This window comes from Bradyrhizobium manausense, from assembly GCF_018129685.1.
Lineage (GTDB): Bacteria > Pseudomonadota > Alphaproteobacteria > Rhizobiales > Xanthobacteraceae > Bradyrhizobium > Bradyrhizobium manausense_D.
The window spans coordinates 179101-203792 of sequence record NZ_JAFCLG010000003.1 but is presented as its reverse complement, the minus strand read 5'-3'; the positions used below and the strand labels follow the sequence as shown (position 1 = coordinate 203792).

23 protein-coding genes are annotated in these 24692 nt (G+C 64.7%); 13 read left to right on the top strand and 10 right to left on the bottom strand.

The annotated features are described in order from the left end of the window. The first annotated feature begins 17 nt into the window (after positions 1–17). A complete protein-coding gene (ku, locus tag JQ621_RS11315) occupies positions 18–899 on the top strand; it encodes a non-homologous end joining protein Ku (RefSeq protein ID WP_212234674.1) in 882 nt (293 codons plus the stop codon). Positions 900–1015: 116 nt separating this feature from the next. Here the strand turns inward: ku and JQ621_RS11310 are convergent, their stop codons facing one another. From JQ621_RS11310 to JQ621_RS11285, 6 genes are all read right to left on the bottom strand, one after another. After that, entirely contained in the window at positions 1016–1705 is a 690-nt protein-coding gene (locus JQ621_RS11310) for a response regulator (RefSeq protein WP_212234672.1), read from the bottom strand. Beyond that, a complete protein-coding gene (locus JQ621_RS11305; RefSeq protein WP_212234670.1) occupies positions 1702–4425 on the bottom strand; it encodes a sensor histidine kinase in 2724 nt (907 codons plus the stop codon). Before JQ621_RS11305 ends, JQ621_RS11310 begins: the two co-directional genes overlap by 4 nt. Before the next feature lie 40 nt (positions 4426–4465). Then, the gene (locus JQ621_RS11300) at positions 4466–5071 is read right to left on the bottom strand and encodes a K(+)-transporting ATPase subunit C (protein WP_212234668.1); all 606 of its coding nucleotides are present in this window, start codon (positions 5069–5071) and stop codon (positions 4466–4468) included. A 139-nt stretch (positions 5072–5210) separates the two neighbouring features. Further along, complete coding sequence (gene kdpB / locus JQ621_RS11295; RefSeq protein ID WP_212234666.1) at positions 5211–7325, bottom strand: potassium-transporting ATPase subunit KdpB; 2115 nt, start codon at positions 7323–7325, stop codon at positions 5211–5213. 17 nt (positions 7326–7342) lie between these two features. Continuing rightward, positions 7343–9046, bottom strand: a complete 1704-nt coding sequence (gene kdpA / locus JQ621_RS11290; RefSeq protein WP_212234664.1) for a potassium-transporting ATPase subunit KdpA — start codon at positions 9044–9046, stop codon at positions 7343–7345. Between the two features lie 113 nt (positions 9047–9159). Beyond that, complete coding sequence (locus JQ621_RS11285; RefSeq protein ID WP_212234662.1) at positions 9160–9249, bottom strand: K(+)-transporting ATPase subunit F; 90 nt, start codon at positions 9247–9249, stop codon at positions 9160–9162. A gap of 444 nt (positions 9250–9693) precedes the next feature. Here JQ621_RS11285 and JQ621_RS11280 point away from each other — a divergent pair, with 444 nt between their 5' ends. From JQ621_RS11280 to JQ621_RS11250, 8 genes are all read left to right on the top strand, one after another. Continuing rightward, positions 9694–10161, top strand: coding sequence for a hypothetical protein (locus JQ621_RS11280; RefSeq protein ID WP_212234661.1), 468 nt, complete (start codon positions 9694–9696; stop codon positions 10159–10161). A 150-nt stretch (positions 10162–10311) separates the two neighbouring features. Next, entirely contained in the window at positions 10312–10560 is a 249-nt protein-coding gene (locus tag JQ621_RS11275; protein ID WP_212234659.1) for a hypothetical protein, read from the top strand. Between the two features lie 24 nt (positions 10561–10584). Continuing rightward, a complete protein-coding gene (gene dapA / locus JQ621_RS11270; RefSeq protein WP_212234657.1) occupies positions 10585–11502 on the top strand; it encodes a 4-hydroxy-tetrahydrodipicolinate synthase in 918 nt (305 codons plus the stop codon). Positions 11503–11629: 127 nt separating this feature from the next. Beyond that, entirely contained in the window at positions 11630–11821 is a 192-nt protein-coding gene (locus tag JQ621_RS11265; RefSeq protein WP_212234655.1) for a hypothetical protein, read from the top strand. A gap of 40 nt (positions 11822–11861) precedes the next feature. Beyond that, complete coding sequence (locus tag JQ621_RS11260; RefSeq protein WP_409334219.1) at positions 11862–12221, top strand: hypothetical protein; 360 nt, start codon at positions 11862–11864, stop codon at positions 12219–12221. An 81-nt stretch (positions 12222–12302) separates the two neighbouring features. Beyond that, complete coding sequence (locus JQ621_RS35770; protein WP_283813178.1) at positions 12303–12437, top strand: hypothetical protein; 135 nt, start codon at positions 12303–12305, stop codon at positions 12435–12437. 142 nt (positions 12438–12579) lie between these two features. After that, the gene (gene upp / locus JQ621_RS11255; protein WP_212234645.1) at positions 12580–13215 is read left to right on the top strand and encodes a uracil phosphoribosyltransferase; all 636 of its coding nucleotides are present in this window, start codon (positions 12580–12582) and stop codon (positions 13213–13215) included. Positions 13216–13248: 33 nt separating this feature from the next. Further along, a complete protein-coding gene (locus tag JQ621_RS11250) occupies positions 13249–14817 on the top strand; it encodes an AMP-binding protein (RefSeq protein ID WP_212234643.1) in 1569 nt (522 codons plus the stop codon). Positions 14818–14823: 6 nt separating this feature from the next. On the opposite strand, the gene JQ621_RS11245 is transcribed toward JQ621_RS11250, so the two are convergent. Next, positions 14824–15990 carry an acyl-CoA dehydrogenase family protein gene (locus tag JQ621_RS11245; RefSeq protein ID WP_212234641.1) on the bottom strand — a complete coding sequence of 389 codons (1167 nt, stop codon included), beginning with the start codon at positions 15988–15990 and terminating at the stop codon, positions 14824–14826. Positions 15991–16179: 189 nt separating this feature from the next. Here JQ621_RS11245 and JQ621_RS11240 point away from each other — a divergent pair, with 189 nt between their 5' ends. Further along, a complete protein-coding gene (locus tag JQ621_RS11240) occupies positions 16180–17031 on the top strand; it encodes an HpcH/HpaI aldolase/citrate lyase family protein (protein WP_212234639.1) in 852 nt (283 codons plus the stop codon). A gap of 9 nt (positions 17032–17040) precedes the next feature. Here the strand turns inward: JQ621_RS11240 and JQ621_RS11235 are convergent, their stop codons facing one another. Next, on the bottom strand, positions 17041–18342 hold the full coding sequence (locus JQ621_RS11235; RefSeq protein ID WP_212235022.1) for an MFS transporter: 1302 nt from the start codon (positions 18340–18342) through the stop codon (positions 17041–17043). Positions 18343–18696: 354 nt separating this feature from the next. On the opposite strand from JQ621_RS11235, the gene JQ621_RS11230 reads away from it, so the two are divergent. From JQ621_RS11230 to JQ621_RS11220, 3 genes are read left to right on the top strand one after another with little or no spacing between them, the layout of a single operon-like run. Further along, positions 18697–19911, top strand: coding sequence for an ABC transporter substrate-binding protein (locus JQ621_RS11230; protein WP_212234637.1), 1215 nt, complete (start codon positions 18697–18699; stop codon positions 19909–19911). Positions 19912–19918: 7 nt separating this feature from the next. Continuing rightward, on the top strand, positions 19919–21652 hold the full coding sequence (locus tag JQ621_RS11225; protein WP_212234635.1) for an FAD-dependent oxidoreductase: 1734 nt from the start codon (positions 19919–19921) through the stop codon (positions 21650–21652). 20 nt (positions 21653–21672) lie between these two features. Next, positions 21673–22467 carry an IclR family transcriptional regulator gene (locus tag JQ621_RS11220; protein ID WP_212234633.1) on the top strand — a complete coding sequence of 265 codons (795 nt, stop codon included), beginning with the start codon at positions 21673–21675 and terminating at the stop codon, positions 22465–22467. Positions 22468–22623: 156 nt separating this feature from the next. Here the strand turns inward: JQ621_RS11220 and JQ621_RS11215 are convergent, their stop codons facing one another. Then, complete coding sequence (locus JQ621_RS11215) at positions 22624–23403, bottom strand: SDR family NAD(P)-dependent oxidoreductase (RefSeq protein WP_212234631.1); 780 nt, start codon at positions 23401–23403, stop codon at positions 22624–22626. A gap of 23 nt (positions 23404–23426) precedes the next feature. Next, positions 23427–24692 carry an NAD(P)/FAD-dependent oxidoreductase gene (locus tag JQ621_RS11210; protein WP_212234629.1) on the bottom strand — a complete coding sequence of 422 codons (1266 nt, stop codon included), beginning with the start codon at positions 24690–24692 and terminating at the stop codon, positions 23427–23429.

Genomic DNA, 24692 nt, shown 5'->3' with positions numbered 1-24692 from the left:
AATCACTGGAGAATGATATGGCCCCGCGCGCCTATTGGAAGGGAACGCTGAAACTGTCGCTGGTGAGCTGCCCGGTCGTGCTCTATCCGGCGACCACCGCGGCCGAGAAGACTCGGTTTCACATGATCAACCGCGAGACCGGCAACCGGCTCAAGCAACAGATGGTGGATGCCGAGACCGGCGACGTGGTCGAAAGCGACCAGAAGGGGCGCGGCTACGAGCTGCGCAAGGGCAAATATGTCGAGATCGAGCCGGAGGAGCTCGAGGCCGTCCAGATCGAGAGCAATCACACCATCGACATCGAAAGCTTTGTGCCGCGTGAGGAGATCGACCAGCGCTATCTCAACCATCCCTATTACGTCGCCCCCGACGGCAAGGCCGCGATCGACGCCTTTGCCGTGATCCGCGACGCCATGAAGGACCAGGACCGCGTGGCGCTCGCCAAGATCGTGCTGACCAATCGCGAGCATATCATCGCCATCGAGCCGCGCGGCAAGGGCTTGCTCGGCACCACGCTGCGTTTTCCCTATGAGCTGCGCGACGAAGATCAATTCTTTGACGACATCAAGAGCCCGAAGATCACCAAGGATATGGTCGAACTCGCCGGCCATATCCTGCACACCAAGGCGGCGCATTTCGATCCGGGCAAGTTCAAGGACGAATACGAGACCGCGCTGAAGGCGCTGGTGAAACGCAAGGCGAGCGGCAAGAAGATTGAACTCCCCGAGCCGGAGGAGCGTCCGAGCAACGTCATCAACCTGATGGATGCGCTGAAGCAGAGCCTGAAGGGGCGCGGCGGCAAGACGGCGGCAAAGTCGCGTGCGCGGCGTTCAACGGGGCGGCAGCGACCTGCGAAGAAGGCGCACCGGGCGACGGCTCGGCAGAGCAAGGCAGGCTAGCTCTCGTTCCCGTCATTCCGGGGCACCTCGAAGAGGCGAACCCGGAATCTCGAGGTTCTCAGGTGCGCAAGCGCACCATAATTCAATGCTTCGCATCGCCGCGGAACGACGATGACTCAATCTCCCGACTTCAGCCGGTACCCGATCCCCGTCTCGGTCAGCACATATTGCGGCCGCTCCGGATCGGCTTCGATCTTCTGGCGGAGCTGACGGACATAGACGCGCAAATATTGCGCGTCGGTGAGCTCGTCCCAGAGCTCCTTGAGCAGGAAGCGGTGGGTCAGCACCTTGCCGGCGTGCTGGACCAGCACGCGCAGGAGGTCATATTCCTTCGGCGACAGTTTGACCTCGCGCTCGCCGAGCTTGACGATGCGGCGGACGAGATCGACCGAGAGATCGCCGGTGCGAAACACCGGACGCTCGCCCTGCACCTGCAACTGGTGCCGCAGGGCTGCGCGCAGGCGCGCCAGAAGCTCGTCCATGCCGAACGGCTTGGTCAGATAATCGTCGGCGCCGAGATCGAGCGCCTGTACCTTGCCGGCCTCGTCGCCGCGACTCGACAACACCACGATCGGCACGTTCTCGTTGCGAGCGCGGATCGTTCGCAGCAGCTCGTGACCCTGGATGTCGGGCAAGCCGAGATCGAGGATGATCAGCGCGGGCTCTTCGCCGAGCTTCTCGAGCGCGATCTTCCCGTTCGACGCCTCCAGTATTTCGTAGCCCTGCGTCGTAAGCCCCATCCGCAGCAATTTGCGGATTGGCGGCTCGTCGTCGACCACCAAAACCTTGATCGGGGCAGCACTCATGCGGCGGTATCCAATGCCTTGGTCTGCGCCGGAACCGGCAGACGGATGGTGAGAACAGCGCCGCTTCGGTCGCTGCGATTGGCGGCGGAGATCGAGCCGTGCATCGCCTCGACGAAGCCGCGCGAGATGGCGAGGCCAAGCCCGGTGCCGGGCCGGACATGGTCGCCCTTCTGCACGCGGTAAAACTTGTCGAACACGCTCTCGAGTTCGTCGGGCGGAATGCCGGCGCCTTCGTCGGCGATATCAAGCACCACCTGGTCGCGCTCGCGGCGGCTCTTGATAGCGATCGTCGTCTCGGACGGCGAATATTTCGCAGCATTGTCGAGCAGATTGAACAATACCTGCTCGAACAGCACGGCATCGAGCTCCAGCATCGGCAGATCGGCGGCCAGAACCAGCTCGACCTTGTGGGCAGTGAGGATTTTTGAGGCCCGCCGCAGCGCGCTGCCGACGATCTCGCCGAGATCGTGCAGCGCCGTGTTGGGCACGATGGCACCGGACTCGAGCTTGGTCATATCGAGCAGATTGGCGATGAAGCGGTTGAGCCGCTCGGACTCGTCGATCACGGTCGCAAGCAAATCGCGCTTCTCGGTGTCGGACAGCGCACCGGCGAGATCGCGCATGGTCGAGGCTGCACCCAACACAGAGGCGAGCGGCGTCTTCAGGTCGTGCGAGATCGAGGTCAACAGGGCCGAGCGCAGCCGCTCGGATTCGACCGTGCGCTTGACGCGGTCCATGTCCTCGACGAGCAGCACGCGCTCGATTGCGAGCGCGCCCTGATCCACCAGCGCGTCCAGCAGCCGGCGCTGGTCCGGCGTCAGCAGCGGACCGGTGCGGTCGTTGTCGATGCCGATGACGCCGATCGGACCGCGCCCGGTGCGCATCGGCAGGAACAGCCGCTTGGCGCCCGGCAGCGTATCGGAACCGCGACCGGCGGGGCGGTCGTTGCTCCAGGCCCAGTTGGCGGCGGCAAGATCGGCCTGGTCGAGCTGATCCTCCGGCGGATAGCCTGACTTCACCGTCAAGAGCCCGTCCTCGGGCAGCAACAGCACCACACGCACCTTCAGCATCAAAGCGATCTGATAGGCCGAGGCCCACAGCACATCGTCGAGCGTGGCCGTGCCGGCAAGCTTGCGGCTGAAGGCATAGAGCTGCTCGGTGGTCCTGATGCGGCCAATCGCGGTGTCGGCCTGCGTGCGCACGCGCGCGGCGACATTTGACACGATCATCGCAACCACCATGAACAGCACGAAGGCGGCGACATTGGTCGGATCGGTGATCGTGAACGTGTAGATCGGTGGCAGGAAGAAGAAATTGTAGGACAGCGAGGCCGCGACAGTCGCAAGCAGGGACGGCCAGAGCCCGTAACGCACCGCAACCGCCACCACCGCAGTCAGCAGCACGAGGTCAACGTTCTCGATGCCGAACCGTGGCTGGATCAACTCGGCCGCACCGAGGCCGAGCAGCACGATGCCGAGCGCCTTCAGATAGGGCAGCGGATTGAACGGCTCGGACCGCGCGGCGGTCTGGACCGCCGTGTTGGGCACCCCCTCCTCCGCCAATTCGTCGCCGGGAATGACGTGGACACTGATATTGCCGGCGCGGCGCACCAGATCGTGCACGACCGAGCCGCGCGTCATCTCGAACCAACGCGAGCGCGTCGACTTGCCGATCACGATCTGGGTGACGTTGTTGCCTTGCGCGAAATTGATGACGTCGTCGGCGATGCGCCGGCCGACGGCCGGGATGGTCAGCGCCTCCGCGCCCAGCGATTCCGCCAGCCGCAGCGTATCGGCAAGCCGGTCGCGCTGCTCGTCGGAGAGCTGGAGCGAGCGCCGAGTCTCGATCGAGATCGCGGTGAACGGTGCGTGCAGCCGGTCGGCCAGCCGTTTGGTGTAGCGCACGAGCCCCGCGGCACGCGGGTCTTCGCTGACGCAGACCAGGATACGTTCGCCCGCGGCCCAGGGACCGGCGATGGCGTTGGCCTGCATATGGTTGAGGAGCTGTTCATCGACCCGATCGGCCGTGCGCCGCAGCGCGAGCTCGCGCAGAGCCGTGAGGTTGCCCGGCGAGAAATAATGCTCGAGCGCCCGCTCGGCCTGCTTCGGCACATAGACCTTGCCCTCGCGCAGCCGCTGGATCAGGTCGTCGGGCGTGAGATCGATCAACTCGATCGCATCGGCGCGGTCGAACACCGAATCCGGAACCGTCTCGCGCACGCGCACATGGGTAATCTGGGCGACGACGTCGTTCAGGCTCTCGATGTGCTGGATGTTGACGGCGGTATAGACGTCGATGCCGTGGGAGAGCAGCTCCTCGACATCGAGATAGCGCTTCGGATGGCGGCTGCCGGCCGCATTGGTGTGGGCGAGTTCGTCGACCAGCGCGATTTTCGGCCGCCGCGCGATCACGGCGTCGAGGTCCATCTCCTCGACGATCTGGCCACGGTAGTCGAACTTCTTGCGCGGGATCACTTCGAGCCCCCGCACCAGCGCCTCGGTCTCGGCGCGGCCATGGGTCTCGACGAAGCCGACCACGACATCGACACCGGCCTTGCGCCTGGCGTGGGCGCTTTGCAGCATCTCGTAGGTCTTGCCGACGCCGGGAGCGGCGCCGACGAAGATTTTCAGCTTGCCGCTCGCGCTCTCCTCCCGGCGCGCGGCTTCCAGCAGCGCCTCCGGCGACGGACGTTGTTCGGGATCGCGGCGCTGTTGAACCATCAGGCCAATATAATCGCCCTTATATTCCTAGCCTAGAGCGCTACTTCGCGGACGCACGATCCAGCGCGAGATTGAGCGCCAGAACGTTAACCCTGGGTTCGCCGAGCAGGCCAAGGAGACGGCTCTCGGTGTTCGAGGCGACGAGCGCCTTAAGCGAGTCTTCCGACATATTGCGCGCCTTGGCGACGCGCGGCAGCTGGAATTGCGCCGCTTCCGGCGAAATATGGGGATCGAGACCGCTGGCAGAGGTCGTGACCAGATCGACGGGTACGGCGGCGTTCGGATTTTCGGCCTTCAGCTTGTCGACGTCCTCCTTCAGCCGGTCGGCCAGCGCCTTGCTGGTCGGGCCGAGATTCGAGCCTCCGGAATTGGCGGCGTTGTAGGGCGCCGGGACGGTCTTGGTCGAATCATTGGGGTCCGGCGCCAGCGTCGCCGAGGGACGGCCGTGGAAATATTTGTCGTCCTTGAATTCCTGCCCGATCAGGGCGGAGCCGACCACCTTCCCGTCCTTTTCGATCAGGCTGCCTTGCGCCTTGGCGGGAAAGATCGCGCCGGCAATGCCGGTCATCGCGAGCGGATAGGCCAGGCCCGTGATGGCGGTGAGCACCAGCAGGAGGACGATGGCGGGGCGAATTTCTCTGAGCATGTATATCTCCTATTTGTCGTCGTCATTGCGAGCGAAGCGAAGCAATCCAGAGTCTTTCCGGAGAGGCAGTCTGGATTGCTTCGGCGCCAGCGCAAAAATTGCTCCGCAATTTTGTCGCGGGCTCCTCGCAACGACGGGGTTAGGCCAGGTGCAAGGCGACAACGACGAGGTCGATGGCCTTGATGCCGATGAAGGGAATGACGATACCGCCGAGCCCGTAGATCAACAGGTTGCGGCGGAGCAACGCACCGGCACCGACGGCTCGATAGGCTACGCCTTTCAGCGCCAGCGGGATCAGGCCGATGATGATGAGCGCGTTGAAGATGATCGCCGACAGGATGGCGCTCTGCGGGCTCGACAGGTTCATGACGTTGATCACGCCAAGCTGCGGATAGAACGCCAGGAACATTGCCGGGATGATCGCAAAGTATTTTGCGACGTCGTTGGCGATCGAGAAGGTCGTCAGCGCACCACGCGTCATCAGGAGCTGCTTGCCGATCTCGACCACCTCGATCAGCTTGGTGGGATTGGAGTCGAGGTCGACCATGTTGCCGGCCTCGCGCGCGGCCTGCGTGCCGGTGTTCATGGCGACACCGACATCGGCCTGCGCCAGCGCCGGCGCATCGTTGGTGCCGTCGCCGCACATGGCCACCAGCTTGCCCTTGGCCTGCTCGTCGCGGATCAGCTTGAGCTTGTCCTCGGGGGTTGCCTGCGCCAGGAAATCGTCGACGCCGGCTTCCGCCGCAATCGCGGCTGCCGTCATCGGATTGTCGCCGGTGATCATGACGGTACGGATGCCCATGCGACGCAGCTCGGCGAAACGTTCGCGGATGCCACCCTTGACGATATCCTTGAGCTGGATGACGCCGAGCAGACGGCCGTCCTTCGCAACCGCAAGCGGCGTGCCTCCGGCCTTCGCAATTTCGTCCGCGATGGTCTGGATCTCGCGACCGATATCCGACAGCGCAGCAGGTTGGATGGCCCGAGCCGTATTGCCGGACGCCACGGCCAGCGGCGCGCCGCCGCCGACATGGTTGAGCATCGCATCGACCGCGCCCTTGCGGACCGACGATCCGCCGGCATCGACGCCGCTCATGCGGGTCTGGGCCGTAAACGGGATGAAGGTCGCGCCCAACTCGGCCATATCGCGGCCACGGATGCCATACTTCTCCTTCGCCAGCACGACGATCGAACGGCCTTCCGGCGTTTCGTCGGCAAGCGAGGCGAGCTGGGCGGCGTCCGCCAGCTCCTGCTCCGTCACACCCCGCACGGGGCGGAACGCGGTCGCCTGGCGGTTACCGAGCGTGATGGTGCCGGTCTTGTCGAGCAGCAGCGTATCGACGTCACCGGCGGCCTCGACGGCGCGGCCGGACATGGCCAGCACGTTGAAGCGAACGAGACGATCCATGCCGGCGATGCCGATGGCAGAGAGCAGAGCTCCGATGGTTGTCGGGATCAGCGTCACGAACAATGCGACCAGCACGACCACCGAGATCGAGCCGCCGGCATAAGCGGCATAGCTCGGGATGGTGACGGTGGCGAACACGAAGATGATGGTGAGGCCGGCGAGCAGGATGTTGAGCGCAATCTCGTTCGGGGTCTTGGCCCGCTCGGCGCCCTCGACCAGCTTGATCATGCGGTCGATGAAGGTCGAACCCTGGGCTGCCGTGATGCGGACACGGATCCAGTCGGACAGCACCTGGGTGCCGCCGGTCACTGCCGACCGGTCGCCACCGGACTCGCGGATGACAGGGGCGGATTCGCCGGTGATGGCGGCTTCGTTGACGGACGCCACGCCCTCGATCACCTCGCCGTCGGACGGGATGGTATCCCCTGCCTCGACCAGCACGATGTCGCCGACCTTCAGGCTCGTGCCCGGCACGAGCTTGTAGTCCTGGCCTGCACCATTCAGGAGCTTGGCCTGGCTTTCGGTGCGGGTCTTGCGCAGCGAATCCGCCTGCGCCTTGCCGCGCCCTTCGGCCACGGCTTCAGCGAAATTGGCGAACAGCACAGTGAACCAGAGCCAGAGGATGATCTGGAAGGTGAAGCCGAGATTTGCGCCGCCGGTGACGAGGTCACGCAGGAAGATCACCGTGGTGAGCGCGGCCACGATCTCGACCACGAACATCACGGGGTTCCTGACCATCAGCCGCGGATCGAGCTTGGTGAACGACGCGCGGATCGCGGGTACGACGATCCTGGGATCGAGCATCGCCGAGACCGAGGCGCGCTTTTGCAGTTTCATGGTTTCCATGGAGGTCACTCCAACAATCAGAAGAGGTTGCCGGCGTTCATCGCGAGATGCTCGACGATGGGGCCGAGCGCGAGCGCCGGGAAGAAGGTGAGGCCGCCGATGATCAGGATCACGCCGACAACGAGGCCGACGAACAGTCCGCCGGTCGTGGGGAACGTCCCCGCCGATGGCGGAATGGATTTCTTGGCGGCAAGCGAACCCGCGATCGCCATGGCCGGCACGATCATGAAGAAGCGACCGACGAACATCGCGGATGCGAGCGTGAGGTTGTAGAAGAAGGTGTTGCCGGTGAGGCCCGCGAAGGCCGAGCCGTTGTTGCCGGTCGCCGACGTGAAGGCGTAGAGCACCTCGGTGAAGCCGTGCGGGCCGGCATTGGCCATCGAGGCCACCGCCGCCGGATAGACCACACCGACCGCGGTCCAGCCGAGATACATCAGCGGCAGCACCAGGATCGCGAGCATCGCCATCTTGACCTCGCGCGCCTCGATCTTCTTGCCGACATATTCCGGGGTGCGGCCGACCATCAGGCCCGCCACGAAGATCGCCAGCACGACGAACAGCAGCATGCCGTAGAGGCCGGCACCGACGCCGCCGACGATGATCTCGCCGAGCTGCATGTTGATCAGCGGAATCATGCCGCCGAGCGCGGTGAAGCTGTCATGCATGGCGTTGACCGCGCCGCACGACGCAGCGGTGGTGATCACGGCAAACAGCGAGGACGCGACGATGCCGAAGCGGACTTCCTTGCCTTCCATATTGCCGCCGGTCAGGCCGAGCGTATGGAGCGTCGAAGTGCCGTCGGCCTCCGCCCAATAAGTGACGGCGACGCCGGCAATAAACAGCACGCCCATCACCGACAGGATCGCCCAGCCCTGGCGCTGATTGCCGACCATGCGGCCGAACACATTGGTCAGGGCCGCGCCGAGCGCGAAGATCGAGATCATCTGAACGAAATTCGACAGCGCGGTCGGGTTCTCGAAGGGATGCGCGGCATTGGCGTTGAAGAAGCCGCCGCCATTGGTGCCGAGCATCTTGACCGCGACCTGCGAGGCGACCGGGCCGACGGCGATGGTCTGCTTAGCGCCTTCCAGTGTGGTAGCCTCGACATAATCGCCGAGCGTCTGCGGCATGCCCTGCGAGACCAGAAACAGCGTGTAGACCACGCAGATCGGCAGCAGCACATAGAGCGTGCAGCGGGTGACGTCGACCCAGAAATTGCCGACCGTGCGCATCGATGCGCGCGAGAAGCCGCGGATCAGCGCCACCGCAAGCGCGATGCCGGTCGCCGCAGACAGGAAATTCTGGTGGGTCAGGCCCAGCATCTGTACGAGATAGGAGATCGTGCTCTCGCCTCCGTAGTTCTGCCAGTTGGTGTTGGTGATGAAGGAGATCGCGGTGTTGAAGGACAGATCCTCCGCGACCGCGCCCTGCCCCGCCGGGTTGAACGGCAGCACGGCCTGCAATCGCATCACGCCATAAATGATGAGGAAGCCGCCGACATGGAACAGCAGCATGGCGACCGTGTAGGTCAGCCAATGCTGCTCCCGCTTCTCGTCGACGCCGGAGACCCAGTAGATGCCGGCCTCGATCGGGCGCAGCACCGGCGAGAGAAATGTCTTCTCGCCGTTGAAGACTTGCGTCATGTACCAGCCGAGCGGCTTGGTCAGCGCGACGATGATGACGCAGTAAAGAATGATCTGGAGCCAACCGATCATAGTCATGGAATCAACCCTTCAGGCTTGGTATCCGCCAGCGCCGCAGCTGCAGCGCCACAAGCAGGCAGCCGGCGAACACAGCGTCGGCCGGCGGCAGTTCGACAAAGTAGCAGCACGGCTCAGAACCGCTCCGGCCGCAGCAGCGCATAGGTGAGGTAGACCAGGAGGCCGAACGAGACGACACCGGCGAGCGCATAATCGAAGATCATGGTTCGCTCCGTTACAGTCGTTCGCAGGCGTAAGTGTAGCCGATCGCGAGGGCGAAGAAGCCGAAGCCCAGCGCCAGCATGAGAATGTCCATCATCGGAAAACTCCTCGTTGCGCTCTGTTCGAGCGGCAACCATGTCTCTGTTCCCCGGCAGGCAGCTTGCGTTGGATCAAGCGTAACGCATGTGCAGCAGTTGCCGACCGGGACTTTCACCGCATTGAAGTGCCACCACGGACATAGGTTTTCGAGACGGGGGCTATGGCGAAGTTATAGGAATCCCATAAAGGGCGGGGTCGCCGGCGGCGCGTCATGTCCCTCAAGCACGAGCCCCGTCTTTATGAGATTCCTATATCGCGGGCCCTGTCCCCATCTCGTTTTCCAATGCCCATGCCGCCATCCTGGAGAGGCCGGCCGACTGACCGACGCCACTTCCAGCAGGCCTGACATGACCGTTGCTTTCCGGAAATACGATACCGCCTCCCTCGGCGACCGCCTGCGCAATGCGCAAGGCATGAGCGGTCCGTTGATGCGCGAGATCATCGACCAGGCCTGCCGCCGCTTTCCTTCGCTCGGACCGTCCGAGCGCACCGCTCGCCTCGCCCGACTGATCGACGCGGAGGCCTGGGTCGATGCTGCGCTGGCATTGATGGAACTGGAACTGCCGCTATGGCACGTCCGCCGTATCGCCTACGATGAAGGCGAGTGGCATTGCGCGCTCTCGCGTGAACGCGAACTGCCGGACTGGCTCGACGCGGCTGTCGAGGGATGCCATGGCGAGCTTGCAATCGCGCTGATGTCTGCTTTCCTAGAGGTCCAGGCACTCGCCGTGGAAGCACCCCGTCCGAGCGTTCCCAACGTGCGTCCCGCCCGGGATCCGCTCTTTGAGCCGGCGTCTTGCGAGAATTTCAGCTAAGCGGATCTTCGGCCTGGCGCGGAGCCTTATGCCGCTCCTATGAGATCGCTGCGCGCTCTCTCTCGAAATCCTATCCAATGACAAAGATATTGATCGGGCGATGACGGGACGAGATTCCCGCAGCGCATGTCAATTGGAAGGAATATCTCCGTGAAACTCGTCGAACCTCCCTCGTGCAGCTCCCTCTCAAGCATAGTCTTTATCGGGCAGAACCACCGCGGACAATGGATCGCGCAGGAGCAGAACGGGCTCTATGGCGGCTTGTTCGTCAGCCGCGCCCAGGCCATCAAATACGCGCTGTCCGAAAACGGACAGCATGCCGAGACCATCGTCGAACTGCCGCGCGAGATCGAGCTCGACATGGGCAAGAACCCCAGCGTCTCGCAGCGCGCCGCCTGAGCCGCGCCTTCAGGCGAGACAATCATGTTCATCCCTCCCTCGGCCTGGTTTACCGGTTTCATTCCGGATCTGCCGACGCCGTTCGATGCGTCTGATAGTGTCGATCTCAAGGCGTTCGCCGCGCAATGCGAGCGCCAGATCGCGGCGGGTGTTCCCGCGCTCGTGGTTTGCGAAACGGCGGGCGAAGCACCAACGCTCTCGCCAGCCGAACAGACGCTCGTCATTCGCACCGCGGTCGACGTCGCCCGCGGTCGCTCGCGGATTATCGCGGGCGCCATGTCGAATGCGACCAGCCGCGCCGTCGAGCTCGCACGGCGCGCGGAGGCGGCCGGTGCCGACGCCGTCATGTGTGCGGTGCCGTCCTACAACAAGCCGATGCAGGAGGGGATGCTCGCGCATTTCCGCGCGATCGCCGCCTCGACCGGACTGCCCGTGATCCTGCACGACATTCCCTCCCGCACGCTGCGCCCGCTCGCCGACGAGACGCTGCTGCGTCTGGTCGAGTCCCGTCGGTTCGTGGGCTTGCGCGATGGCAGCGGCGACGTCACCCGGCCGATGCGCCTCGGCCGGCTGCTGCCGGCGGGCTTTCGCCTGCTGTCCGGCGACGACGCCACCAGCTTCGGCTACCTCGCCGGAGGCGGCGACGGCGCAATCTCGGAGATCTCCAACATTGCGCCGGATCTCTGCCGCACGATTTTCGCGCAAGTCAGGCAGGGCCGCCTGCAAACGGCGCGCTATCTGCACAAGCGCCTCCTCCCGCTGATCGCCTGCCTCTCCAGGGAAAGCCCGGCCGCGCTCAAATATGGGCTGAGCGTGCTCGGCCTGATGTCCGCAGATACACGGCTGCCGATCGTCCCGTTGGACGCAGCCGCGCGGCGCGAGGTGGTGCGGGCCTTCGCGGCGATCGCCGACGAAGAGCTGATCGACGAGGTCGGCGCATAGAAGGTGCCTTTATGGCGCGCCTATATCGCCGCGCCGCCGCCCGTCTCGCATTCCTATGCTGCAATGCGCATCATAAGCGGCAAATCGGGGCGACCGTCTCGTCGCCCCGCGGACAAGGACGACCGACATGTCGATGCTGACCCAGGGCTTTGAACGGCCCTCCAACTGGATTGAACGCCCCACTCTGATCTCCGGGACACGCAAGACCCGGCTCAAGCGCGTCGCGCTACGCGCGCTGGCGGTGCTCACGATGGGCGGCGTGCTCACGGCACTCATTGCGCTGAAGACCGCAGTCTTCGTCTGGAACCTGCACGCTTGAGGGCGTCATCATGACCTTGCAGATGTGTGAGGAGGCCGCCATGGCCGCGATTGCTCTTCAAACGACGCACCACCGGTCCGAGATCCGGCCGGTGCAAATCGCCACGCTTTCGCTCGATCCCGATGTCGTCAGCGCTTCGATCCCCGCCTTCTTTATCGGCCGCAACCAGGCGGGCCTCTGGGTCGCCCGCGCGGCGAACGGCCGCATCGGCGGACTTTTCCTGTTCAAGAGCTCGGCCATCGATTTCGCCAATCGTCATAGCGCACCGGCACGGTGCGCGCTGGTGTTTCCGACCGGGACTTTTGAGCTCGACATCGAAAACCGGGGCAATCCGCTGATCAGTCTGGCGGCGCAAGTCAAACGGCTTTTTGCGCGCTTCGCCGCGAGGTCACGCGCATGATCGAACTCAAGATCGTCCTGTTGCTTGGGTTGATGGCCACGCTTCTGCTCGGTCTGCGCCTCATGGCGGGGACCGCCTCGAATGGCTAGCATGCAGCTGCTCAAAGGACATCTCGAGCACGCGGCCACGACCATCCTGACTATGGCGCTGAGCCTGGTCTGGGGCGCAGTCCTGACGATCGTGATTACGCTTGCCGCACGAGGAATCGGCGTCTAGATCCGAATTGACCATGGCCGCCTACGAGGCAAGCAACCTGGCGCGAACGGCGGCGGCACCGCCCGGCTAGGCCGCCTGCTCCTTGCGGAAAACGCGGGGGCCGATCTGGCGCGGTTTCCAGGAACCGTGTTAGATCGGATGCATGAGCACAAGCAGCGTCAACGTCGTCGCCCACCCCCTGGTCCAGCACAAGCTTTCCCTGATGCGGGAGAAGGACCGCTCCACCAAGAGCTTTCGCGAGATCCTGAACGAGATCGGGATGTTGCTCGGCTACGAAGTGACGCGCGATTTGCCGCTGGAGCTGGTCGAGATCGAGACGCCGATCGCCCCGATGCAGGCGCCGAAGATCGCCGGCAAGAAGCTCACGCTGGCGCCGATCCTGCGCGCGGGCGTCGGCTTCCTCGACGGCATGCTGGCGCTGATGCCCTCGGCCCGTATCGCCCATATCGGGCTCTACCGCGATCCCGAGACATTGCAGGCTGTGGAATATTACTTCAAGGCGCCGCAGGACCTGTCCGACCGCACCGTGATCCTGATGGACCCGATGCTCGCGACCGGCAACTCGGCCTGCGCCGGCGCCTCTCTGCTGAAGAACCGCGGCGCCCGCGACATCCGCTTCGTCTGCCTGCTGGCCGCACCCGAGGGCATCGCGCAGTTCCAGAGCGAGCATCCCGACGTGCCGATCTGGACCGCAGCGATCGATGAACGGCTCAACGATCACGGCTACATCGTGCCGGGTCTTGGCGATGCCGGCGATCGGATGTTCGGCACCAAGTAGACACGTCTGCGCGATCGGGTTACTCCGGTTGCCATGCATGCCGACGATGTTTCACTGCAATCGCTGATTGGATCGCGGACCGCTGCCGGTCGCGCCTTCATGTTCGACGGCCAGCCCGTCTCGCGCACCGAGTTTTCAGGCAAGATCGAGCGGACGGCGGCCTGGCTGGCCGCGCAGGATATCGGCAAGGGCGATGTCGTCGCGGTCTGGCTGGTCAACCGGGTCGAATGGATCGCCCTGCTGTTTGCCGCAGCCCGGCTGGGTGCGATCGTCGCCGCCGTCAATACACGCTATCGCAGCGCGGAGGTCGCGCATCTCCTGAAACTGTCCGGCGCAAAATTGCTGGTGGTCGAGGCGGCGTTTCGCTCGACCGATTTCGCGTCCATTCTCGCCGGCATCGCCAAAACTGACGTCCCCGCCTTGCAAGCGGTCGCGGTGGTCGGTGCGGATGCGATCGCGGCACAATGGCCCTGCAAGCGCTTCGATGCCTTCGAAACGTCCGATCCGCCGGCTCCCGCCCAGGATGACGTCAACCTGCCCGTGCTGCTCTACACCACATCCGGCACGACCAAAGGGCCGAAGCTGGTTGCGCATTCGCAGCGAACGCTCGCGACCCACGCCAAGGCCGTGGCCGAAGCGCTGCAGCTCTCCCCCCAGCGTCACCAGCTGCTGGCGATGCTGCCGTTCTGCGGCACGTTTGGCATGACGAGCCTGCTCGGTTTCATTGCCGCCGGTGCGACCATCCACGTGCTCGATGCCTTCGAGGCTGCGCCGGCGCTGAGGATCCTCAGCGAGCACAAGATCACGCACTCTTTCGGCTCCGACGAGATGTTCCGCCGCATTCTTGCGCTGACAGATGCGCCGCGGCCATTCCCCCATCTCGAAGTCTGCGGCTTCGCCGCGTTCCAGCCCGGCTGGCGCGAACTGGCTGCGGAAGCCGAAGCGCGCGGCCTGCCGCTGTTCGGCCTCTATGGCTCAAGCGAGGTGCAGGCGCTGTTCTCGATTGCCCGCCCTACCGATGCGTTCGCGGAGCGCATCGAGGGAGGCGGCTGGCCGATGTCATCAGACGCACAGGTCCGCGTGCGCGATACCGAGACCGGCGAGCTTGCGGCGCAGGGCGTCTCCGGTGAGATCGAGATCAGCGCGCCGTCGCGCTTCCTTAGGTATTTCAACAATCCGGAAGCGACGCGTGAGGCGATCACTGCGGATGGCTTCTTCCGCACCGGCGACATCGGCCGCTTGCGCGGCGGCGCCTTCGTCTATGAGACCCGTGCGGGCGACGCGATGCGGCTCGGCGGCTTCCTGGTTGCGCCCGGCGAGATCGAGGACGAGCTCAAGTCCTGTGCCGGCGTGGCCGACGCCCAGGTCGTCGCGGTCGAGCTGAGAGGCCAGGCGCGCTGCGTCGCCCTCGTCATTCCGGCTGGAGCAGCACCCCGGCAGGAGACGCTGGTCGCGCGCCTGCGCGACCGGCTTGCCAGCTACAAGCTGCCGGCACGGATCTACGTCGTCGATGCATTCCCGGTTACCGACAGCGCCAATGGCGTCAAAATCCAGCGCGCCAAGCTCCGCGCCATGGCGATGGAGCGGATCGCCACCGAATAGAAACGTTTAGTACGACTTGGCAAGGCCCAGCACCTTTTCCGCGATGAAACTGAGCGCGAGCTGCGGGCTGACCGGCGCGATGCGCGGGATCAGACTTTCGCGCAAATAGCGCTCGACGTGGAACTCCTTGGCGTAGCCGAAACCGCCATGTGTCATCACGGATTGCTCACACGCATGGTAACCGGCTTCGCCGGCGAGATATTTTGCGGCATTGGCCGCAGCGCCGCACGGCATGCCCTTGTCATATTGCCAGGCCGCCGACATCACCATCAGCCAGGCCGCTTCCAGCTCGACCCAGTTCACCGCGAGTGGATGCTGGATACCCTGGTTCTTGCCGATGGGACGGTTGAACACGACGCGCGTCTTGGCGTATTCGCTCGCGCGCGCCAACGCGATCTTGCCAAGACCGACCGCTTCGGCTGCGATCAGGATCCGCTCGGGGTTCATGCCTTCGAGGATGTACTGAAAACCCTTGCCCTCTTCGCCGATCCGATCGTCCATCGGGATTTCGAAGTCTTCGAAGAACAGCTCGTTGGAATCGACGACCTTGCGGCCCATCTTCTCGATCTCGTGGACCTTGATCTTGTTGCGGTCGAAATCGGTATAGAACAGGCTCAGGCCATGGGTCGGCGAGCGCACCTCTTCCAACGGCGTGGTGCGCGCCAGCAGCAGGATCTTGTGCGCGACCTGCGCGGTCGAGATCCAGACCTTCTGGCCGTTGACGATGTAGCGGTCGTTCTTGACGACGGCGCGGGTCTTCAGCTGCGTGGTGTTGAGGCCGGTGTTGGGCTCGGTGACGGCGAAACACGCCTTCTCGCGGCCCTCGATCATCGGCGGCAGCATGCGCCTACGCTGCTCCTCGGTGCCGAACACGACGACGGGATTGAGACCGAACACGTTGATGTGCACCGCGGAGGCGCCGGACATGCCGGCGCCGGACTCGGCGATGGTCCGCATCATGATCGCAGCTTCGGTGATGCCGAGGCCGGAGCCGCCATACTCTTCGGGCACGCAGATCCCGAGCCAGCCGGCATCGGCAAGCGCCTTGTGGAAATCATGCGGGAAGCCGCCGTCATGGTCCTTCTTCAGCCAATAGGCATCGGGAAAGCCTTCGCAGATCTTTGCGATGGCGTCGCGAATGGCTTCCTGCTGATCGGTGAGCGCGAAATCCATGGTGTTGTCCCGCCCTCGCTTGCATTCGTTGGCTTCGAAAACTGAGTAGATAGACGAGAATTTGTCTGTCAAGTGCGTGTATCATGCCTAAGCTCATGCGACGCGCCGGTGCAAACGCGCGTTATTTCGTCAGGAGGAAAGCGCGATGGTCGGGCTCTGTTTCGAGGACTCTTCCGTGAGGCCGGTCTGATGCGTTCGATGCTGTTCGTGCCGGGCGATTCCCCGCGCAAATTCGAGAAGGCGAGCGAAGGCAAAGCCGACGCGCTGATCATCGATCTCGAGGATTCCGTCGTCGCCGAGAAGAAGGCGGAGGCCCGCGGGCTGACGCTGGCGATGCTGAAGAGCCGTCCCGGCCCGCACCAGCTCTATGTCCGCGTCAACGCGCTCGACACCGGCGCGACGCTGACCGATCTCGCCGCGGTGATGCTGGGCAGACCCGACGGCATCGTGCTGCCGAAATCGCAAGGCGGTGACGACGTGCGCCAGGTCGCGACCTGGCTCGAAGCTCTGGAAGCTGCCTCCGGCGTCGCGGTCGGCACCACCCGCATCGTCTGTGTCGCGACCGAGACCGCCAGCGCGATCTTCGGCCTCGGCACCTACAAGGGCTGCTCCCCTCGCCTCGCCGGCCTGATGTGGGGCGCTGAAGATCTCTCGGCGTCACTGGGGGCCACCGAGAAAGCGAGCGGCGGCGTGTTCCACAGCCCCTATCGCCTCGCGCGCGATCTCTGCCTGATGGCGGCGGCCGCCGCGGAAGTGGCTCCGATCGACACTGTCTATACTGACATCGACAATCTCGCGGGCCTCGAGCAGGAAACGCGGACGGCCCGACGCGACGGGTTTTCCGCGAAGGCGCTGATCCATCCAAAGCACGTCGACATCGTCAACGCCGCCTTCACCCCGACACAGGCCGAGCGCGAGTGGGCTGAGAAGGTCATCGCGGCCTTCGCCGGCAATCCGCACTCCGGAACGCTGCGGCTCGACGGCCAGATGATCGACAGGCCGCATCTACGCGCAGCGAAGAAGATCCTCGGTCAGCAATAGCAACGGCTCTCACGATCTCAGCGTGTCGCGCGCGGTCTCCGGCGTCATCAGCGTCGCGATGATGGTGATGATCGAGAGCCCGATGATGTAGAGCGAGACCGGCCAGTAGGAGCCGGCCCAGGCGAGCAGCGCCGTCGCGATCAGCGGCGAGAAGCCGCCGCTCAGCGCTGCTGCGACATTCGCGCCGAGCGACGCGCCGCTGTAGCGCACCTGGGTGCGGAACAGCTCTGGCATGAACGCAGCCTTGGGTCCGAACAGCAGCGCATGCGTCAGCGTCATCGTCACGACGAGCGCGAGCGTGATCAGCACCGGCTCTCTTGTTTCGAGGAACCAGAACAGCGGAAACGCCAGCGCGACCGTGAACACGCCGCCGGCAAGATAAAGCGCCTTGCGACCGAAAATATCGGAGAGCCAGCCGGCAAGCGGCAACGTCGCAAACTCGACGAGCGCGGCGTAGACGACCGCATTGAGGATCACCTGGCGCGAGATGCCGAGCTTTGCCGTGGCATAGGCGACGACGAAGACGGTGAGCAGATAAGCAAGCCCGACTTCCGACACCGTGATCCCGATCGCCAGCAGGAAGCTGCGCCAGTCGCGTCGCAGCACGTCCCACACCGGCTGCGCCAGCACGTCCTTGCGCTCGACCAATTCCTTGAAGTGTGGCGTCTCCGCCAGCTTGAGCCGCACGATGAAGCCGATGCCGACCAGCAGGATGCTGATCAGGAACGGCACGCGCCAGCCCCAGCTCAGGAAGTCGGCTTCGGGCAGCTGCGTCATCAACCCGAAAATGCCGGTGGAGGCGGCGACGCCGACGGGGAAACCTATCTGCACCAGGCTGCCATAGAAACCGCGCCTGACGCCGGCGTGCTCGGCCACCATGACAACCGCGCCGCTCCATTCGCCGCCCAGACCAATGCCCTGGATGAAGCGCAGGATGACGAGCAGGATCGGCGCCCAGACGCCGATCTGGCTGTAGGTCGGCAGGCAGCCGATCAGGAAGGTGCCGAGCCCCATCGCGATCATGGTCGCGACCAGCATGGTCTTGCGGCCGACCCGGTCGCCGTAATGTCCGATGATGGCGCCGCCGATCGGCCGCGCGACGAATCCGACCGCATAGGTGGAGAATGCCGCCAGCGTGCCGACGAAGGGATCGAAACTCGGGAAGAACAGCTTGTTGAGCACGAGGGCTGCGGCCGTGCCGTAGATCAGGAAGTCGTACCATTCGATCGCGGTGCCGAGCGCACTCGCCCACACCACATGCGCCGTCGTCGATCGCTCCGTTTCGCCGGAGATCCCCGTTGCTACAGTCATCGCCTTCAGCCCCAAAAAGATTCCGAATGCATCATGGCCAATCATGGTGATGGTTGCAACTTGTGGGGGCATCACCTCTGTCCGTGATCACGATGCGAGATTCTCGCACCGCCGCCTCCGCACCGTCGTCCCGGCGAAGGCCGGGACCCATCACCAAAGGGAGGAGTTTGGCGAGAACTCATGCTCCGGTACTGCGACCGTTCGGCATCGAGAGATCGCGCGGTATGTGTCCCGGCCTTCGCCGGGACGACAACGGGCCATTGATTCGCCATTGACAAACTTATTCGCTAATATCTAACTTGCCTTTAGAACAACCCGCCGCGCCAAGCGGCCCATAAAGGAGAGGAAACTTCGATGAGAGGGCTTTTGGCCTGCGCCACGCTCGCGGCCCTGACGACGGCTGTCATGACCACAGTCGCGAACGCGCAAGTCTCCGACGACGTGGTGCGGATCGGCGTGTTGACGGATCTGTCGAGCTGGGGCCGCGACAACTCGGGACCCGGCTCGGTCGAAGCGGCCAGGATGGCGGTGGAGGAGTTCGGGCCGACGGTACTCGGCAAGCCCATCGAGATCATCAGCGCCGACCACCAGATGAAGACCGATGTCGGCGTCAATATCGTGCGTGGCTGGTTCGACAACAGCAAGGTCGACGCCGTCGTCGACATCCCCAATTCCGGCATCGCGATCGCCGTGCACAACATGGTGCGCGAACGCAACAAGATCGCCCTCCTCTCCGGCCCCGGCGCGAGCTCGCTGACCGACGAGCTGTGCAGCCCGAACACGGTGCATTTCACCTACGACACCTATGCGCTGTCCAAGGTGACGGCCTCCGCCGTGATTAGGGAAGGCGGCAAATCCTGGTACTTCATCACGGCGGACTACGCCTTCGGCCAGCAGCTCGAGAAGGATGCGACGCGCTTCATCAACGAGATGGGCGGCAAAGTGCTCGGCGGCGTCAAGCATCCGACCAACACGGCCGATTTTTCATCGTTCGCGCTGCAGGCGCAGAGCTCGAAGGCCGACGTCGTCGCCTTCGCCAACGCCGGCCAGGACACCGACAACGCCATCAAGCAGTCCGGCGAATTCGGCCTGGTGCAGGGCGGCCAGAAGCTGGTCGGCCTGTTGATGTTCGACACCGACGTGCACGCGATCGGGCTGAAGGCCGCGCAGGGCACCTACATGACCACAGCGTCGTACTGGAATATGGATGAGCAGACCCGTGCGTGGTCGAAAAAATTCTTCGCGCGCACCAATGTGATGCCGACCATGATCCAGACCGGCGTCTATGGCTCGGTGCTGCATTATCTCAAGGCCATCAAGGCCGCCGGCACCCACGATCCGGCCAGGGTCATGGCCAAGATGCGCGAGCTGCCGATCGAGGATACCTTCGTTCACGGCGGCAAATTGCGCGAGGACGGCCGCGTCATCCGCGACATGTATCTCGCCAGGGTGAAGACGCCCGAGCAGTCCAAGGAGCCCTGGGATTATCTTGACATCATCAAGACGGTGAAGGGCGAGGACGCCTATCGTCCAGTCTCCGAGTCCAAATGTCCGCTGCTGAAGAAGTGAGGCCCTGATGACCGGCAACGAGCATCACGCAGACGAGACTTACGAGTGCGATGTGCTCGTGGCCGGATCGGGCTGCTCCGGCATGTCGGCAGCGATCACCGCGCGATACCGCGGCCTCGACGTGCTGATCGTCGAGAAGGAGCCGCGCTTCGGCGGCACCACCGCCCGCTCCGGCGGCTGGCTGTGGATTCCCGGCACGTCGCTGGCCAAGGCCTACGGGATCGCGGAGACGCCGGAGCAGGCCCGCACCTATTTGCGCCACGAGGCCGGCAACAATTTCGATGCGGCGCGCGTCGATGCGTTCCTCAGCGCAGGCCCCGAGGCGGTGGATTTCTTCACCACCAAAACGTCCTTGCGTTTCGACATGCCGCTGGTGTTTCCGGATTATCACGCCGAAGCGCCCGGCGGCGCGCAGGGCGGCCGCTCCATGGTGACGCGCCCGTTCGACGGCCGCGAGCTTGGCGAGCAGATCAAGACGCTGGGCATGCCGCTGCCCGAGCTCACGGTGTTCGGCATGATGCTGGGGTCAGGCAAGGAGATCATCCATTTCATGCGCGCGACGAAGTCGCTGACCTCGGCGGTCTACGTCGCAAAGCGCCTGTCGCGGCATCTGATGGACGTGCTGCGCCATGGCCGCGGCATGACCTTGACCAACGGCAATGCGCTCGCAGGACGCCTCGCCAAATCCGCGCAGGACCTGAAGATTCCCATGTGGCTGTCCTCGCCGGTGCGCGAGCTGACGGTCGAGAACGGCACCGTCACCGGCGCAATCGTGTCGCGTGAGGGACGCGACGTGCGCGTCCGGGCGCGGCAAGGCGTCGTGCTCGCCTGCGGCGGCTTTCCGCATGATGTCGAACGGCGCAAAAAGATGTTTCCACATGCGCCGACCGGCGCCGAGCATTTTTCGCCGGGACCGACCGGCAACACCGGCGACGGCCTGCGTCTTGCGGAGAGCGCCGGCGGACATGTCGAGGATCGCCTGCCGAACGCGGCGGCGTGGGTGCCGGTGTCGCTGACGACGCGCAAGGACGGCTCGAAGGGCGTGATGCCGCATTTCATCGACCGCGCCAAGCCCGGCGTGATCGCGGTGATGCGCGACGGCAGGCGCTTTGCCAATGAAGGCAATTCCTATCACGACTTCGTCCAGGCCATGGTCAAGGCCGCAAAGCCCGGCGAGGAGATCGCGGCCTATCTCGTCTGCGACCACAAGACGCTGCGCAAATACGGCCTCGGCTGCGTGCCGCCTTTCCCGATGCCGCTCGGACACCATCTGGCGACAGGCTATCTCATGCGCGGCGACACGCTGGAGGCGCTTGCGGCGAAAGCAGGCATTGATGCAAAAGCCTTTGCCGACACGGTCAGGCAATTCAATGCGACCGCGCCGCAAGGCCAGGACGCAGCGTTCGGCAAAGGCTCGAAGGCCTACAACCGCTACCAGGGCGACGCCATGCACGGCCCCAATCCCTGCATCGCGCCGATCGAGAACGGCCCGTTCTACGCCATCAAGATGGTGATCGGCGATCTCGGCACCTATGCCGGCATCGTCACCGACGAGAACGCGCGGGCACTCGACGCCGAGGGCCGGGTGATTCCCGGGCTCTATGCCGCCGGCAACGACATGGCGAGCATCATGGGCGGCAACTATCCGGGCGCCGGCATCACGCTTGGGCCGGCGCTGACCTTCGGCTACATTGCCGGGCGACACCTTGCCGACAGCGCCGCCGGGCGCGACACGGCGTAAGCCAGGCGCATCGGAGGCGCATGAAGAGAGAAAGCCGCGGCATTCAGTCGATCGAGGTCGGCGGAGAATTGCTCCGCGCGCTCGCCAGGTGCGGCGAGCCGATGATGCTGCGCGATCTCGCGCGTGAGGCCGGCATGGCGCCAGCCAAGGCGCATCCCTATCTCGCCAGCTTCTCGCGCATCGGCCTGATCGAGCAGGACGAGACCACCGGCCGCTACGAGATCGGCGCGCTTGCGCTGGAGCTCGGCCTGATCAGCCTGCGCCGCCTCTCGGGCGTCCGCATCGCGCAGCCGAAGATCGCGAGCCTCGCCAGCCAGATCGGCCACGCCGTCTCGCTCGCGGTCTGGGGCACACATGGCCCGACCGTGGTGCAGCTGGAAGAGCCGGGCCAGCCCGTGCACATCGTGATGCGCGCGGGATCGGTGATGGCGCTTCTGGAGACCGCCACGGGGCGCGCCTTCGCGGCCTTCCTGCCGGAGAAGACGATCAACGCCGCGCTCGCAAGCGGGCTCGATCGGCAGGGCGTCGGCTACAATCCGAAGCGACCGGTGAAAGGCGCGAAGGTCGCCGAGATGCTGGCGGAGGTGCGCAAGCACGGCCTCGCCCGCGCGCTCGGCGATCCCCTGCCCGGCGTCAACGCGTTCTCGGCGCCGGTCTTCGATCATGCCGGCCATGTCGCACTCGTCATCACCGCGATGGGACCGGAAGGCACGTTCGACGCGCGCTGGGACAGCCCGATCGCTCATGCCCTGCGCGATTGTGCCGGCGACATCTCGAAGCGCCTGGGTTACGGCATGACGGCGGCGGCGGAGTGAGAGGCAAACTCCTTGCACAACAACAGCTGTCATGCCCCGCGAAGGCGGGGCATCCAGTACGCCGCGGCCTCTCGATTCAATCAAAAGCGTCTCGGAGTACTGGATCGCCCGGTCAAGCCGGGCGATGACACGTGGTGTGGGGCGACCTTCCGCCCCCTACTTGTCCTTCACCGGCACCGTGTAGTTCAGGATCAGCCGGCCGCCATCGGGATAGATGGTCTGTCCGGTGATGTAGGACGCATCGTCACTGGCGAGGAACGCGACGACGGAAGCAACCTCGCTCGGCTCGCCGCCACGGCCGGCGGGCGTACGCGACATCACGGTCTTGCGGGCCTCCTCGGAGGTGTAGATCGACGACGCCACCATGTCGGTCAGGATCGTGCCCGGGCCGACCGCCACAACACGGATGTTGTGCGGGGCGAGTGCGACGGCCGCAACTGATGTCAGCTGCTTCATGCCGCCCTTGGACATGGCGTAGGTCGCAAGCGCCGGGATCGCCAGCAGCGCGTTCACCGAGGACATGTTGACGATGACCCCGCCGCCGCCTTGCGCGATCATCTGCTTCGCCGCGGCCTGGACGCCGAAGAACGCGCCCTTCAGGTTGATGCCGATGATTTCGTCGAATTCCTCTTCAGAAATCTCCAGGAAATCCCGGTTGCGCGCGACGCCGGCGTTGTTGACCATGATGTCGAGCCGGCCGAATTCCTTCGCGGCGGTCGCCACCAGTTGATCCACGTCGGCGCGCCTGGCGACATTGCCGACAATTGTGCGCAAGGCGTCGGGTCGCCCGAGTTCGGCGGCCGTTGCGGCGAGGCCCTCGGCATCGACATCCGAGATGACGACCTTGACGCCGTCATCGAGGAATCTCCTTGCGCAGGCTTTGCCGATGCCGCGCGCCGCGCCGGTGATGGCGGCGACCTTGCCGGATAGTTTCATGGGGACAGCTCCATCATGCGATCTCAGAGGAAACGGCTGGGCGAAAACGGTGCGAGCGGGATTTCCGGCTGCTTGCCGCTCAGGAGCTGTGCGACGAGACGGCCGGTGCGGGCCGAACCGACGAGGCCAATATGACCGTGGCCGAAAGCATAGACGATGTCGCCCGAGGCACGTGCGTAACCGATGCAGGGCCGGCCATCCGGCATGCTCGGTCGATGGCCGAACCAGGTCTTGACCCGCGAGGGCGGAATATCCCTCGGCAGCTTCGGAAACATGCTGACGAGGTGATCGCGCAGGATCTCGGCGCGCTTCCAGTTCGGCGCGGCCGCGAGGCCGGCGATCTCGACGGTGCCGGCGGCGCGCAGGCCCTTATTGGTCCAGTTCACCACCATTTTCGCATCGGACGCCATCATCGAGCTGCGCGGACCTGATTCCGGATTCTCGATCATGACGTGATAGCCGCGCTCGGTTTCGAGCGGCAGGGGATCACCGACGGATGCGGTGAGCTTCTTTGAATGCGCGCCGGCCGCGACCACCGCGGCATCGCAGGCAATCTCGCCGGCCTCGGTGAGAACAGCGACGAGCTTGTTGCCGTTCAGCTTCAGCCCGGTCGCCTTCGTGCGCACGAGCTTCGCACCTTTCGCCAGTGCATGCTGGGCGAGCGCCGCAACATAAGCGCCGGGGTCGCGGCAACGACCGGCCTCCTCGACCACCACGCCAAAGGTGTAGCGCGGATGCAGATCGGGCTCGCGCTGACGCATCTCGTCGGCGCTCAGCTCCATCCACCGGACACCGACCTTCTCGCGCAAGCGCCAGCCGAGATCGTTGTCGAAATTGCCGCGCGACGGAAACACGTGCATCACGCCGTTGCGCTCGACCAGCTCGGGCACGCCGGCTTCTTCGGCGAGCTTTCGATGCAGCAGCGGCGCATCCCTCAGCAGATCGCGGAGCGCGAAGGCCGTCGTCTCGACCCGCGCCTCGGTCCATCCCGAGAGCAGATATTCGATCAGCCAGGGCAGCGCCTTCGGCAGATAAGACCAGCGGATCGCGAGCGGGCCGAGCGGATCCATCAGATAGCCCGGCACCTTCTTCCACACGCCGGGCTCGGCCGGCGGGATCACCGAATGCGACGACAGCCAGCCGGCATTGCCGTAGCTCGCCGCCTGCTCGCCACCGGGCTCGCCCGCGTCGATCAGCGTGACGCGGTGGCCCTCGCGCAGCGCCTCGATGGCGCTGATCACGCCGATCGCGCCGGCTCCGATGATGGCGACGTGACGGCCTTGCGTCAT